The following is a 14755-nucleotide window of genomic DNA, read 5'->3' on the forward strand; positions in this document are numbered from 1 at the left end:
CTCAGAATTTAAATCCTTTGTGTAAGGCAACTATACCTCCGGTCATATTGGTATAGGTAACTTGATCAAATCCGGCTTCTTCCATCATACCTTTTAGTGTTTCTTGGTCTGGATGCATACGAATTGACTCCGTTAAATAACGGTAACTTTCAGCATCATTCACAATCACTTGACCAATTTTTGGTAGGATATGAAAAGAGTAAGCATCATAAATCTTGCTTAAAGGATCAAGAACAGGTTTAGAGAATTCTAGCACCAACAGACGTCCACCTGGCTTTAATACACGGAACATAGAACGTAAAGCTTTCGCTTTATCAGTCACATTACGTAAGCCAAAGGAGATAGTGATGCAGTCAAAATGGTTATCAGGGAAAGGTAACTCTTCAGCATTTGCCTGTACATAGTTAACATTACCCACAATACCGTGATCGCGTAGCTTTTCACGCCCCATTTTCAACATAGAGTCATTGATATCAGCTAAAACAACTTCTCCGTTTTCACCCACAAGACGAGAAAATTTAGCTGTTAAATCACCAGTACCACCAGCAAGGTCAAGGACACGTTGGTTACGTCTAACACCACTTGCTTCAATGGTATAACGTTTCCAAATGCGGTGAACACCAAAAGACATCAAGTCATTCATTAAATCATACTTAGACGCGACAGAGTGAAAAACCCTTGCAACCATGGTTTGTTTATCATCTTTGTCAACGGTTTGGAAACCAAAATCTGTTGTTTCCTTAGTTTGTTGAGTCATATTATTTGCCCGCTAATTAATCAAAATTTAGTAAATTCAGTACTGGTCGTTTTCAGAAATCTTTATCTCTTTATTTTATCAAATCAATCAGATGCTGATTTTTCAATGAGATCATTATCAATCGTTTTTTTTATCTCAACCCCTAAGGATTTAAAGCCTTCCGCTTGACTGATTAGATTTCCACGACCTTCAGAGAGTTTTTTCATCGCTAATAGATAGCCAGACTGCGCTTTTTGAATACTATTTCCTAGCCCTTGCATATCATCAACGAAAAGTCTTAATTTGTCATACATTTTAGCCGCTCTGTCTGCAATTTCTTGCGCATTTTGGCTTTGATATTCATAACGCCACAATGCGGCTATTGTACGCAAAGCAACAAGTAAAGTAGATGGCCCAACTAACATAATATTGTTTTTCAATGCTTCTTCTAGCAAGTCTGGAGAATGACCAATTGCAACAAGATAAGCGGGCTCAATAGGTATAAACATTAAAACATAGTCTAAAGACATTACACCTGGTAGTTTATGATAATCTTTTACACTCAATCCTTTAATATGCGCTTTAATTGAGTTCACATGTGCATAAAGCGCTTGTTTACGTTCACTATCATTATCACTACTAAAATACTTTTCATATGCCACCAGTGACATTTTAGCGTCGATAATAACATCTCTACCATGAGGTAGATGCACAATTACATCAGGTTGATAGCGACTACCATTTTCATGTCGAATACTCACCTGTGTTTCAAATTCGTGACCTTCACGTAATCCTGAAGACTCTAATATACGTGCTAATACCGTCTCACCCCAGTTGCCTTGAACTTTATTATCCCCTTTTAAGGCATTGGTTAAGTTAACGGCTTCTTGCGCCATTTTTACATTCAATTGTTGAAGCTGGCGAATTTCATGAACCAAGGTATGTCGTTCTCTGGCTTCTTGCCCAAAACCATCTTGAACTTGTCGCCGAAAGCTTTCGAGCTGTTCACGAAAGGGGGAAAGTAAGTGCGTCAATCCTTGGCGATTTAACTCTTCAGCTTTACGTCCACTTTGTTCGAAAATACGATTAGCTAAGTTCTCAAACTGCGTTGCAAGCCGTTGCTCACTATTTATTAATAATCGTTGTTTTTCTTCTGCGGATATTCGGCTTTCTTCCCAGCGAGTTGTCACTTCTCTTAATTCAGCTTCTTGAGAAGTAATAATTTCTCGCTGAGCTCGTAATTCTTGCTCTAATTGTTCTATATGTTGTTGTAAAGAAGGGATAATTACCGCTTTTTCTTGGGCGATAGCAAGCTGTGTGTGATTTTCACGTAGCATGGCTTCTTTATCGGATAAACGTTGTTGGATAGACCACCAAACCAGCGCGCCTCCAACAAGTACACCACCTAATAAACCAATGATCCCATATAACAACTGAATATCCACTAAAGTGACCTTTTTACTTTCCAGCGGGCTACGTTAAAACGCATAGGTAATATTGTCTAGCAACAATTTACATCATGGCTTGATTTGCGATAAAGGACGCAGTTATCCCATCCATTTCGCAAGCCATTGCAAACCAAAAGCACCGGGCGCCAAAATGCCAAAAGCCCAAATCATGGCTGATGTTAAATTAGCAATTTGAAAATAACGTTGTGGCATCGCACAAATACCCGCAACTAACGGGACAATTGCACGAAAAGGCCCAAAAAAGCGTCCAATAAACACACCCCAAATTCCCCAGCGATTAAAGAATTGGTGACCTCTAACCAATGTTTGTGGTGAACGTGAAATTGGCCATAAATTTTTCACACCCTCTTTATAGTGAAACCCTACCCAGTACGATACCCAATCACCAAAGAAAGCGCCTAATGCAGCGGCAAGCCAAATCGGCCAAAAAAACAGACCACTCTCACCAATTAAGGCACCTAACCCCAATAAAATAACCGTGGCGGGAATAAGCAAAGAGATAAACGCGAGTGACTCACCGAAAGCAAGAAAGAACACGATCGGAATAGCCCAGAACTCGTGCTCTTTTACAAAGAGAGTGATGGTATGAATAATGTCTTGTACTGTCAAAATAGAGACCTTAAATTCAGTTAACCTAAGTGAAATAAAATATCCTGATTAACCGAATATAAATCACTTCATTATTCTAGAAAATAATTTTGTAAGGCATCTCGGCTAGAAACATCTAAACCGATATCTTTTTCTAGCCAAGTATCCACATTACCGTAATGCTGATTAATACTCGCTAATGCCGTTTGCAGAAACTCTTCTTGTACCGAATAAACATAGGCAAATTTATCAACAATGTTATCACTCATTGTTTTGGCATGTTCTTCTAAAAGATAAGCGCGATAAGGCGCTAATGTTTCATTGGTTAGCAAGTAATCTTCCATTACCACATCTAAAGATGCACCGAGTGCGAATAACACTAAAGCTGAGCCAACACCTGTTCTATCTTTACCTACTGCACAGTGTTGCACTACGCCCCCTTTTTCGGGTTGCGTTAATAACGTAGCTAATTGTTTATAGGCAGGGTTATTAATAGGTAACAATTTATATAGCTGAAACATAAAAGCTTTAGCATCAAATTGCTCGAGTATTTCAGGCGTCAGCTTTTCAAGATTGGCAGAGACTTCTTTAGATAACGGATTGGCAGGAGCATGATAATATTGCGCACCGTCCCAGACACGGTCGGGTTTATCAACAATTTCGCCACTATCACGATAATCAATGATTTGAAAAAGATTTTTATCAATGAGAAGAGATTGGTCTGTATTGGTTAATCTATCCAGCGAGCCAGAGCGGAAGAGCATTCCAGGTTTAATAACACCACCATTACTCAATTTTTTACCGCCTAAATCACGAAAGTTAATTCCGCCGACTAAAGGCAACACCGAAGGATGTGTTTGTAATATATCAGTCATAATGCCTCTTCTCATTGTTGTATTGTTAAGACCTCAAAGACCTTAACAGAAATTAGCGCCTGTTAACACATTAACGTAATGAATTACCATACAAAAAAAGCCCTTAATACTTATGTATTAAGGGCTTTCATATTTGATTAAAAAAGACTTATTTCATTAAAATGCGAGCGGCTTCGATAACGATGCCTAGTGCATTATTTTCAGTTTTCTTCAGTAATTCCGCATCTGGAATTTCTTGTTGAGTACGATTTACGATAACACCCGCAACCATACCTGCACGTAAACCTTGGCTTGCACACATTGTTAATAATGTTGCAGATTCCATTTCATAGTTCATTACGCCCATTTCTTGCCACTCTTTCATAGAGCCTTTGAAACGGCGAACAACGCGGCCTGTATAGGTGTCGTAACGCTCTTGTCCTGGATAGAATGTATCTGAAGATGCAGTAACACCTACGTGTACAGTTGAACCATTGTCTTTAGCGGCTTTGTACAGTGCGTTCATACATTCAAAATCAGAAACAGCTGGGAATTCCATTGGTGCGAAATGTAAGCTTGCGCCATCTAAACGAACCGCAGCAGTAGTGACAAGAATATCACCTACATTGATATGCTCTTGAATTGCACCTGTTGTACCAATACGTAAAAAAGTACGGATACCTAACTGTGCTAATTCTTCAACTGCGATAGAGGTAGATGGACCACCGATACCTGTTGAGCAAACAATGACAGCTTTGCCATCAATTTCGCCACGCCATGACGTGTATTCACGTAAAGAAGCCAGATGAACTGGGTTATCCATTAATTTTGCAATTTTTTCGACACGCTTAGGATCACCTGGAACAATTGCTAAAGTGGCACCCTGTAGGTCATTTTTGGTTAAACCTAAGTGAAATACATCAGACATATCGGACTCCTCAATGGGACAAAACCAATGATCATTAAATTAAAAGTTACTGTATCAGTTTTTTAGACTTTTTTAGTGACCAACATCACTTACGAGACACTAAGCAAAGTAACAATTTCATAAAATTGTGATCGATGTCGCGAAAAACAGCATTAAAAATACATTTTCAGCGAATATATTATCAATATTCGCTGACTTCAATCATTCACGATACTCATACATCCATCCTAATTACTAGTATAGATGCAATAAACACCCTATCAAATATATACTCTTAAAACTCAAAGTATGACGAGTAGCTTTAAAACGCGTACACTACCCGCCCTTAAAATATAAACACCTAATGTGACAAACACATCGTCACTGGAGTAAACATGAGCTTATTTAACCAAATTGCGAGCCTACTAGGTGGCGAAAAAATCAATCAATATAAAACTGTCCTTGAGTGGATTGGATCTCAAGGTGGTATTGAAGGCTTAGTAAAGCAATTTGATACAGCGGGTTTAAGTGAGCTTATTCAATCTTGGATAAGTACCAATACCAATTTACCTATCAGTGCTGAACAAATCGTAGCGGTTTTTTCATCCCCTGTTATTAACGAACTGGCGTCAAAAATTAATTTAAATGCGACTGAAGCTTCTGAAATGGCTGCGCAATACTTACCTAAATTAATTGATAAAGTCACTCCGGATGGCGTTATACCTCAAGATTTAGATTTAGTCAGTGCTGGTATGGATATTTTAAAAGCGAAGATTTTCGGTGGCTAAATAAACAAAGTGTTTTAATGCGTTTTCCCTTACATTTCATAAGAGAAAACGCATCACATTCTTAATAATCAAAGTTGATTACAGCAAACCTTCTTCAATCAACGCTTCATGAAAACGTTGTTTCTCTTCAGGCGTTGCCTGAATGCGCTCTAAAGGCACATCTAAAGCATAAGGGATATTCTGTTGTGGCGAATAAACGGCTAATACATAAGTATTTCCATTTTGCTCAATTACAATAGGAGGTGTTTTCTTATTTCCTGAATAAGCGATACGGATATCTTTACCCTCTAAATTAAGATGATAAGTGGCAATAAATTGCTTATTACTCACAACCATTTTTGCGGGAATAGCTATTAATTTTAAAGGCTGAGTTCCCACTGATAATAATGCTTTTCTTACTTTACTCGTCAGTATTTGACGATAAATAAAAAAGATCACACTAAAACCAAATAAGCCGATAAAAATAATAGAGCTAATTAACCGAAGCCAAACATTATCTATCGCCACATCAACGGTCATTTTACTTAGATCATTTGCATCAACGACGGGTTCAACTAACACATCTTTGGGACCTAAATCTAAAAAAGTAAAATTACGCGAAACTTCATTACCTTTATAACGTAAATCAACACTACAGTTAGTCAGAACAAAGAGTTGCGAGCGACAAGAACCCTTCACCGTAGCATCAACAGGTACTGCATTCTCACTGATCTTATAATCATAAAGAATATTGGGAATTTGATAAGCACTAAATACCGTCATTGCTAGCATGAAAATAACTAAGAATAAGGTGCGAAATAATCCACCGTCTCCTCTTAGTGGAACTAATTTCAAAGATCGAGATGGAAAAGCATCTAATACTTTATCCGAAAGTTTAATGCTAGTTTGCACAATAATTATATCCATAAAAATAGAGAGTTTTCGCAGTATAGCAACTCTAATGAATATCAATAATCAGATTTACTCTAAGTTTTAATGAATACCTTTCTTTTTTATTTTATATAAATTTAGCCTGCTATTTTGACTATGCGACTTATCTAAAGTAACAGGTCAAAAATAACAGGCTAATGAACGATTAATTATTTTATTATATGCTCTGACGCAAATACTTAGCCGCCTCAACCATATTCGCTAATGCTGCGCGTGTTTCAGGCCAGCCTCGTGTTTTTAATCCACAATCTGGATTCACCCATAAACGCTCTGCAGGAATTCGAGATTGCGCTTTTCTTAATAAACCAACGATCCATTCCACATTTGGCACATTAGGTGAATGAATATCGTAAACACCTGGTCCAATTTCATTTGGATAATCAAAGTGTTCAAAGGCTTCTAACAGCTCCATATCTGAACGTGAAGTTTCAATAGTAATAACATCCGCATCCAGTGCCGCAATAGAATCCATGATGTCATTAAACTCGCAATAACACATATGCGTGTGAATTTGTGTTTCATCATCAGCAACAGCGGCACTTAATTTAAAGGCATCAACGGCCCAATCAAGGTAAGCCTGCCACTCATTACGACGCAGTGGTAATCCCTCACGTAAAGCTGGTTCATCAATTTGAATAATACCAATACCCGCTTTCTGTAAATCATCTACTTCATCACGCAGTGCTAACGCAATCTGTTTTGCAATGGTTTCACGCGTCACATCTTCACGAGGGAATGACCAACATAAAATTGTCACTGGCCCTGTTAACATTCCTTTGACTGGTTTTTCCGTTAATGATTGCGCATACGTTGCCCAATCTACAGTAATCGCTTCAGGACGACTAATATCGCCGATAATCACTGGTGGTTTTACACAACGTGAGCCATAACTTTGTACCCAGCCATTCTGTGTAAAGACATAGCCATCAAAATGCTCACCAAAATATTCCACCATGTCGTTACGTTCAGCTTCACCATGAACTAATACATCGAGGCCTAGGTTTTCTTGCTCCGTTATTGCTTGCTTAATATGCTCACTGATATTTGTGCGATAAGCTGCCGTATCAATACGCCCTTTCTTAAAATCTAAACGAACAGTACGAATTTCTGTTGTTTGTGGGAATGAGCCAATCGTAGTGGTTGGCCATAATGGCAGATTAAATCGAGCTCGTTGTACTTCTGCACGTTGAGTATAAGGTGAATTTCTTTCACTATCTTGTGCTTCAATTGCCTGTAAACGAGCTTCAACTGTTGCATTATGCACACGAGTCGAGTGCTGACGTTGACGAATTGGTGCACTGTATTGTGCCAATTGTTCATCATACTCACCGTCTGGCGCATTCAATGCGTTCGCTAATAAAGCCACTTCTTCACACTTCTGAACTGCGAAAGCAAACCAGCTTTTTACTTCATCATCAAGTTTTGTCTCTGCATTTAAATCAATTGGGCTATGCAGTAATGAACAGGATGTTCCGATCCACAAAGGACGTTTATTTTTTAGCGCAATCACTTGCTGATAACGTGTACTTAAATCTGCTTTCCAAACATTTCGACCATTAATGGCACCTAATGACAGTACCCAATCTTTAGGTAACGCTTGGTGTAAATGTTGCAAATCATCTTGCCCAGCTGAAATATCAACATGAAGCCCATTAACAGGTAAATTTTTAATAATATCAAGATGATGAGAAATACCATCAAAATAGGTTGTTAGCAGTAATTTAACTTGCCCCGTTAATGCTTGATAAGCTGTTTGGTATGCATTTTGCCATTCGACAGGTAAATCCAGTACCAGTGCAGGCTCATCAATTTGCACCCACTCAATGCCTTTTTCTTTTAATACAGAAATAACTTGTTGATAGATAGGAAGAATATCTTTTAACAGCGTTAATCTATCAAATTCAGGGCCTTTCACTTTACCTAACCACAAGTAAGTCACAGGACCGAGTAAAACGGGTTTTACTTTATGACCTAGTGCTAATGCTTCATCAACTTCCTCTAGCAATTCTTTCCATGCAAGGGTAAATGACTGACCTTGCTGAAATTCCGGTACGATATAGTGATAGTTAGTATTGAACCATTTCGTCATTTCAGATGCAGCTACAGGTTTACCTGTTGGTGCTCTGCCACGAGCAACTCTAAATAGAGTATCAAGATCAAGCGAACCATCTTCATTACGATGACGAGGTGGTACGTTGCCTAACAATAGGCTTGTACCTAACACTTGGTCATACCAAGCAAAATCGCCGACAGGTAATAATTCAACACCTGCATCTGCCTGCTGTTGCCAATGGCGAGCGCGAAGTGCTTTACCCACTGCAACCAATTCTTCCTGTGAAATCTTGCCTGCCCAATAATTTTCTTGCGCCTTTTTGAGCTCTCTATCTAAGCCAATACGAGGGAAACCGAGTGTGTGATTGCGAATTGTCATAATTAAAATCCTGTTTTTAGCCGTCTAGATGTTTACACATCCATAATCTACAGGTAGTGTATAAATCACAAGCGCAAATTTTTCATCAACAACCTGAAGGTTTCTCATGATAGAAATAAAACATTTAAAAACGATCTTAGCATTGAAGCACACAGGCTCTCTTGCCAATGCAGCAAATCAATTGCATCAAACACAATCGGCTCTTTCACATCAATTTAGTGAATTAGAACATCGCCTTGGTTATCGAATTTTTGTACGTAAAAGCCAACCACTGCGCTTTACTTCACAAGGGGAAGTGCTCGTTAAATTAGCAGAAGAAGTATTGCCTATCGTTCGTAGGGCGATTGAAGCGTGTAATGAGCCGGGTAGTGTGAATTTGAATATTGCTATCGAATGCCATAGTTGTATTCAATGGTTAACGCCTGCATTACAGCAATATCGTCAAACATGGCCTGAAGTGACTGTTGATTTTCATTCGGGAGTGACATTCGATCCACAACCCGCACTATTACAGCGTGAATTAGATGTGGTGCTAACCTCCGATATCTTGGATGATCCTCGTTTACATTACACTCCGTTATTTGACTATGAAGTGAAATTAGTTTTATCGCCAGACCATCCTCTTGCTAATCGCTTACATATTCAGCCACAAGATTTAATTGCAGAAACCCTGTTTATTTATCCCGTACAAAGAGAGCGCTTTGATGTATGGCGCCATTTCTTGCAACCAGCAGGGATCACACCACATTTTAAACACGTCGATAATACGTTGTTATTAATTCAAATGGTTGCAGCCGGTATGGGTATTGCTGCGTTACCTCATTGGGCTGTTGAGAACTTTGAAAAACAAGGATTAGTTGTTACAAAAACATTAGGAGAGGGATTATGGAGCCGGTTATATGCCGCTAACCGTAGTGGAGAGCAACATCAACCGGCAATTCGAGAGTTTATTCGCTTATCAGGTCAGCACGCTGTTAACAATCTTCCTTTTGTAAAGCAGGTCGGCGTATCCAGCGTCGATGGATCCAAAGTGATGCAACAATCAGGCTCGCGCCTATGATGAAACTTGGCCAATCTGGATGTTGTTGCCAAATAGAGAAATTCACTAATAACCCTGCTGGAACCATCATGTTATTCATAATAGCTAAGGTTCCAGCATCTACTTGTGTGGCACCATAGTTCCACATGAAATACCCTATTCCAGAAGCGCCAATCCCTAACCAGAGTAAAACCCCCCATTGTAGCGATGTTGTTGGCATTTTCTGCCAATCGGCAAAAAACAATGCACCAACTAATGAAACCGCAACTGCACCAAGATAAAACCAAGAAAATGCATGATGTTGAGGAATAGGATGTACTTCCATTAACCGTTTATAACCCACCTGACCAATAGCAAAGAAAATATTAGCCAGTTGCACTAATAACAATCCATACCAAAAATCATCACTTAAATGGTCATAGCGAATAATTGCCGCACCTAATACTGCTAATAATGAGCTAAATGCATAACCCCAACGTAATTTCTGACGCTCTAATAAATCATAAATTAGCGTGACATAAAGCGGTGTTAATACAGTAAAAAGTAAAAATTCAGCAACAGTCAAATAGTTATAAGCGTGGAAGACAAACAGATACATAATACCGAGTTGGCAAGCCCCCACGAGCATATAAAGCAAAATCACCTTAAAGCGAATTCCCTTCCAGCGTAAGAAAGGCAAGAAGACCAAAGCCGCCAAAGAAACTCGGATCAAAACAGAGAGCCAGCTATCAACCTGACCCGCGAGATACTCGCCGATCAGGCTAAAAGAGGCCGCCCACAACAGGGTTGTAATAACAAGCAACCACATAATTAATTATCTTTCTCTACTAACAACGCTTCCATTAAATCTAACTCATGCAGCAATAATTGAAGGGTTTCATTACTGATTTTTCGTGTTGCTCTTAGATGGTAAAGCTCACCACGTTCAGCGCGTAAAGCCGTTAGGCGAAAGCGTCTTTCGAGATCTTCTTCTAACATGTTATGAACCATTTCATCTTGATCAGCGGTTCTACGTCTTAGATAACCCGTTACACGCGAAGCAACTTCATTAATTTCTTCAGCATCTAACTGTTCTTCTGTACTTGCTGCTAAGCGCTCTTCCATTTTATTCAGGCTGACAATTGCCACTTCAGCCATCACTTTACGTGCATAACGAACTTCATTTTTGTCAGCTTCTTTGTCGGTTGCTTTCACGCCTTTTAATAGGAAAGGAAGAGAAATAATACCCACTAAAATCGACAGTAAAATAACGCCAGCAGCAATAAAGATAATTTGATAACGCCCCGGGAATGTACTGCCATCGGTTAAAAATAGTGGAATAGATAGCGCACCCGCAAGCGTAATAGCACCACGAACACCAGCAAATGACGATAGCCACAACTCACGCGTTGTATAATTAGCGAAATCGAGTGGGTGCTTTTTCATAAAGATCCTACTAATTTTCTTCATTAGCCATAACCAGGTAAATCGCAGGATCAACAGTGCAAAGTAGATAACGAAAACTGCTGCAAACAACATCCAGACTTCAACTTCAGGGTCAAGATCTGCTTGAATAACAGAGCTGGTCCAGATAATAGGAAGTTGTAAGCCAAGCATGATAAAAACAAGGCCGTTAAAAACAAATTCAAGCATTGACCACACGCTGTCAGCACGTAAACGCATTGCAAGAGGTGCATTGCGAATAACGCCTGATTTACTGATAGTCATACCAGCGGCAACAGCGGCCAAAATACCTGAAAAACCAATATGTTCTGCAATAAGATAAGAGGCAAAAGGCAACAGCAACATAAAGACGATTTGTGTAGCAGGATCGTCTCCACTCCAACGACTCATTAATCGTAGAGATTTACTGTAAAGCAAGGTGACTCCGATACCTGCGAGTAACCCCCCCACAGCAACTTTAAAGAATTCTAGCGTTGCACCGCCAACAGTAAACACCATTGTGCCCATTGCTACAGCAACCGCAAATTTCAAGGCAACCAGACCTGAAGCATCATTCATTAATGCTTCACCTTCTAAAATACCCATTATTCGCTTAGGTATTCGCCCTTTGCCGACAATGGACGAAAGTGCGACCGCATCTGTTGGCGAAAGTACGGCTGCTAATGCAAATGCAGAAATAAGAGGAATACTTGGCATCATCCAATAAATCAGATAACCGATACCAACGACTGTCACCATCACTAAAACAAGCACAAGAATAAAAATCTCACGCCCATTTTGGATAAATTCTCGTGTCGGTGTTTTCCAACCATCAACAAAAAGCAAAGGTGGGATCAATAGAACGAGGAACAATTCAGGATCAAAAGTGACATGTAAACCAAACTGAGGCCATGCCAATAAAGCCCCTATCACAATCTGTATTAATGGTAACGGAACACGAAAGGGAATTAATTTTGTAATAACTCCCGAAACTGAAACCACCAGTATTAAAATTAAAATAGTAAAGAAAATTTCCATGTTACCCTTACATGCCTATTTTTATCCTTGTAATAAGGAAAATCTACCGAAAGATAAAGAAACACATTATGTAAAATTCACGTACCATAGTTTTCTTTATCTATGCTTCTACTATGCTTCTACTATGCTTCTACGCTTATTTTAAACAAATCCCACACAGACTCTGTGAGAATATTTAAAAATTAAGACTAATCGTATCTAACACCGCACATTGTACCCAATTTATTGCTCTTTATTTATTAACGGCATTAATTATAGAAAGCATACGTTTTTTATTTCTCTTTTACAGCTTAAGCAACGTAATAGATCATATAAAAACGTAAAATTTTAAGTCATTAAGTAAAAAATAATAGGTAAATAACACTAACGATTAAATTTGAGAGCGAACACACAATGCTGATGATTATTCAATTGTTCGTAACATCGACATCATAACAACATCACAATATTTACCCTCTCTAAAGGCAGCTTTACGGCGTATACCTTCAACTTCAAAGCCTAACTTCTTATAGAGATGCAAACCTCTTTCGTTATCTGAATACACTTCTAATTCTAATCGTGTGGCAGCTAACCAATTGAAAGCATAATCAATTGCTGTATTGATAAGTAACTTACCGACACCTTTCCCAGAGTATTCAGCGCCAACACCAATACCAAAACTGACAATGTGGCGACGACGAGGATGATTATCGATTATCAGAGCTAAATGTCCCGCAACTTGACCATCAATAGTTGCTACAAAATTAGGAATATTTTGTTCTGTAAATTCGAGTAATCTTTTTTTCCACATTGTGACTGAAGGAAAAGGAAATTGGCAAGTGCAAATATATAAATCAGGATGTGTATATAGCTGTTGAATTGCGACTGCGTCGTCTGGTTCGCCATGGCGAATTTTTATTTTTTGCATATATTCGACCAACTATTTAATTACTAGGTTTAATTTCGACAATAGCGAATAAAAGTAGATAAATAAATAGCAAAAAGGCGGAATAAAAATATATTCCGCCTTTTGTCTTTAAAACCGATTATTCAAATTAAATTGCCCACTCACCCGCATAAAATGCCACTAGAGCAATAGTAATTAATACTGTACCAATATTGAGTTTTCGCCATTCACCTGCAAAGACACGACCAATCACTAAACAGCCGAAACCTAACATAATACCGGTGACGATATTACATGTTAGAACAATAAACACAGCACATACCATGCCTGACATTGCATCAACAAAATCACTGAAATCTAACTTAGTGACATTACCTAGCATCAATAAACCTACATACATTAACGCAGGTGCCGTTGCATAAGCTGGAACTAAATAAGAGAGAGGTGATAAGAAAAGGATCAGTAAAAATAAAATACCTACCACTGTTGCGGTTAATCCTGTTTTACCACCAGCGGCTGTTCCTGCAGCTGATTCAACATAAACCGCAGCAGGAGCCGCACCAATCACACCCGCAAAAATGCTACTGACGGAGTCTGAAGTCAGTGCTTTTCCGCCATTAATAATTTGTCCGCGTTTATCTAATAAGTTTGCTTGACCGGCAACGGCACGGATAGTCCCTGTTGCATCAAAAATCGCAGTCATCACTAACGCAAGAACACTTGGTAAAACTAAAGGCTGTAAGGCACCTTTAATATCCATCGCAAACAATAAAGAAAGCCCATCTTCACCTAATTGAGGCATTTTAAAGATGCCTTGATATTTCACATTAGGATCGAAAATCAGCCCAATAATAGAAATGGCAACAATCACCAATAATACACCACCCGGAACTTTACGTTTTTCTAATCCGAAAATAGCGGCTAATCCTGCAAGTGACATCAGAACAGAAAATGAAGTGAATTTACCCATTGCCACAGGCAAACCATCAAATGGGTTTTTAACGACAAGCCCAACACTATTGGCAGCAATTAAAAGTAAAAATAAACCTATCCCTATTCCTGCACCATGAGCAATACCTGTCGGAATATTTTTTAAGATCCAAGTACGAATGCCGGTTAATGAGAATACGGTGAATAAACACCCCATTAAAAACACGGCACCTAAAGCAACAGGCACAGAGATGTTTTGTCCTAAGACCAAGCTGAAAGCAGTAAATGCGGTTAATGAAATAGCACAACCAATTGCCATAGGAAGATTTGCCCACAATCCCATTAGAAGAGAGCCCAATCCCGCGACTAAACAGGTTGCGATAAAAACCGCGGTATGTGGAAAACCGGCTTGTCCTAACATGCTAGGAACAACAATCACGGAATACACCATCGCCAAAAATGTCGTCAAACCGGCGATCATTTCTTTGCGAACAGTTGTACCGCGAGCTGTAAGTTTAAAATAGCTATCCAGTTTACCTGTGGTTGCTGATTGATTAGCAGACATTACATTCCTCTGACATAAAAACGGTTCACTCTCCAAAAAACGAAAACGATTACGTATAAATTAAAATAACCTCTTATTGATAAAAATCTTAAGAGGGAGTCAAAAGCAAACGTTTGGTTTTTCGTGTGGATTGAGTGAGAGAATTTGACGCAAACGATTATCTGGTGCTTTT

The 14755-nt window shown here is 38.9% G+C and carries 13 protein-coding genes; 2 read left to right on the plus strand and 11 right to left on the minus strand.

Annotated elements, in window-relative coordinates; translation table 11 throughout:
- Position 1 precedes the first annotated feature (1 nt).
- From ubiE to udp, 5 genes are all read right to left on the minus strand, one after another.
- Positions 2-757 carry a bifunctional demethylmenaquinone methyltransferase/2-methoxy-6-polyprenyl-1,4-benzoquinol methylase UbiE gene (ubiE, locus tag DK857_RS07785; RefSeq protein ID WP_075672293.1) on the minus strand — a complete coding sequence of 252 codons (756 nt, stop codon included), beginning with the start codon at positions 755-757 and terminating at the stop codon, positions 2-4.
- 83 nt (positions 758-840) lie between these two features.
- Entirely contained in the window at positions 841-2181 is a 1341-nt protein-coding gene (rmuC, locus tag DK857_RS07790; RefSeq protein ID WP_109401914.1) for a DNA recombination protein RmuC, read from the minus strand.
- Between the two features lie 102 nt (positions 2182-2283).
- Entirely contained in the window at positions 2284-2814 is a 531-nt protein-coding gene (locus DK857_RS07795; protein ID WP_109394567.1) for a DedA family protein, read from the minus strand.
- 71 nt (positions 2815-2885) lie between these two features.
- Positions 2886-3668 (minus strand): tyrosine-protein phosphatase, encoded by a 783-nt coding sequence (locus tag DK857_RS07800; protein ID WP_109401915.1) that lies wholly within the window; start codon positions 3666-3668, stop codon positions 2886-2888.
- Positions 3669-3816: 148 nt separating this feature from the next.
- A complete protein-coding gene (udp, locus tag DK857_RS07805; protein ID WP_023583501.1) occupies positions 3817-4575 on the minus strand; it encodes a uridine phosphorylase in 759 nt (252 codons plus the stop codon).
- 374 nt (positions 4576-4949) lie between these two features.
- Here udp and DK857_RS07810 point away from each other — a divergent pair, with 374 nt between their 5' ends.
- Positions 4950-5342, plus strand: coding sequence for a YidB family protein (locus tag DK857_RS07810; protein ID WP_109394569.1), 393 nt, complete (start codon positions 4950-4952; stop codon positions 5340-5342).
- A 78-nt stretch (positions 5343-5420) separates the two neighbouring features.
- Here DK857_RS07810 and DK857_RS07815 read toward each other — a convergent pair whose 3' ends face one another.
- Positions 5421-6248, minus strand: coding sequence for a hypothetical protein (locus DK857_RS07815; RefSeq protein ID WP_109401916.1), 828 nt, complete (start codon positions 6246-6248; stop codon positions 5421-5423).
- Between the two features lie 181 nt (positions 6249-6429).
- Positions 6430-8703, minus strand: a complete 2274-nt coding sequence (gene metE, locus DK857_RS07820; protein ID WP_109401917.1) for a 5-methyltetrahydropteroyltriglutamate--homocysteine S-methyltransferase — start codon at positions 8701-8703, stop codon at positions 6430-6432.
- 106 nt (positions 8704-8809) lie between these two features.
- On the opposite strand from metE, the gene metR reads away from it, so the two are divergent.
- Positions 8810-9763: an HTH-type transcriptional regulator MetR gene (metR, locus tag DK857_RS07825; RefSeq protein ID WP_075672279.1), complete on the plus strand. Its 954-nt coding sequence runs from the start codon at positions 8810-8812 to the stop codon at positions 9761-9763.
- Here metR and DK857_RS07830 read toward each other — a convergent pair.
- The 4 genes from DK857_RS07830 to DK857_RS07845 all read right to left on the minus strand — a co-directional run bounded on the left by DK857_RS07830 (position 9678) and on the right by DK857_RS07845 (position 14583).
- Positions 9678-10550, minus strand: a complete 873-nt coding sequence (locus DK857_RS07830; protein ID WP_109394575.1) for a carboxylate/amino acid/amine transporter — start codon at positions 10548-10550, stop codon at positions 9678-9680. The genes metR and DK857_RS07830 overlap by 86 nt on opposite strands.
- A 2-nt stretch (positions 10551-10552) precedes the next feature.
- On the minus strand, positions 10553-12202 hold the full coding sequence (locus DK857_RS07835) for a Na+/H+ antiporter (RefSeq protein WP_099660254.1): 1650 nt from the start codon (positions 12200-12202) through the stop codon (positions 10553-10555).
- Positions 12203-12605: 403 nt separating this feature from the next.
- Positions 12606-13109 carry a GNAT family N-acetyltransferase gene (locus DK857_RS07840; RefSeq protein WP_109401918.1) on the minus strand — a complete coding sequence of 168 codons (504 nt, stop codon included), beginning with the start codon at positions 13107-13109 and terminating at the stop codon, positions 12606-12608.
- A 127-nt stretch (positions 13110-13236) separates the two neighbouring features.
- Positions 13237-14583, minus strand: a complete 1347-nt coding sequence (locus DK857_RS07845; protein WP_109401919.1) for an NCS2 family permease — start codon at positions 14581-14583, stop codon at positions 13237-13239.
- Positions 14584-14755 lie beyond the last annotated feature (172 nt).

This window comes from Proteus terrae (genome assembly GCF_003144325.1).
Classification (GTDB): Bacteria; Pseudomonadota; Gammaproteobacteria; order Enterobacterales; family Enterobacteriaceae; genus Proteus; species Proteus terrae.

Coding starts and splice junctions, on each gene's coding strand:
- ubiE (WP_075672293.1), bottom strand. CDS start 757: ATGACTCAACAAACTAAGGAAACAACAGATTTTGGTTTCCAAACCGTT.
- DK857_RS07800 (WP_109401915.1), bottom strand. CDS start 3,668: ATGACTGATATATTACAAACACATCCTTCGGTGTTGCCTTTAGTCGGC.
- udp (WP_023583501.1), bottom strand. CDS start 4,575: ATGTCTGATGTATTTCACTTAGGTTTAACCAAAAATGACCTACAGGGT.
- DK857_RS07810 (WP_109394569.1), top strand. CDS start 4,950: ATGAGCTTATTTAACCAAATTGCGAGCCTACTAGGTGGCGAAAAAATC.
- DK857_RS07815 (WP_109401916.1), bottom strand. CDS start 6,248: ATGGATATAATTATTGTGCAAACTAGCATTAAACTTTCGGATAAAGTA.
- metE (WP_109401917.1), bottom strand. CDS start 8,703: ATGACAATTCGCAATCACACACTCGGTTTCCCTCGTATTGGCTTAGAT.
- metR (WP_075672279.1), top strand. CDS start 8,810: ATGATAGAAATAAAACATTTAAAAACGATCTTAGCATTGAAGCACACA.
- DK857_RS07830 (WP_109394575.1), bottom strand. CDS start 10,550: ATGTGGTTGCTTGTTATTACAACCCTGTTGTGGGCGGCCTCTTTTAGC.
- DK857_RS07835 (WP_099660254.1), bottom strand. CDS start 12,202: ATGGAAATTTTCTTTACTATTTTAATTTTAATACTGGTGGTTTCAGTT.
- DK857_RS07840 (WP_109401918.1), bottom strand. CDS start 13,109: ATGCAAAAAATAAAAATTCGCCATGGCGAACCAGACGACGCAGTCGCA.
- DK857_RS07845 (WP_109401919.1), bottom strand. CDS start 14,583: ATGTCTGCTAATCAATCAGCAACCACAGGTAAACTGGATAGCTATTTT.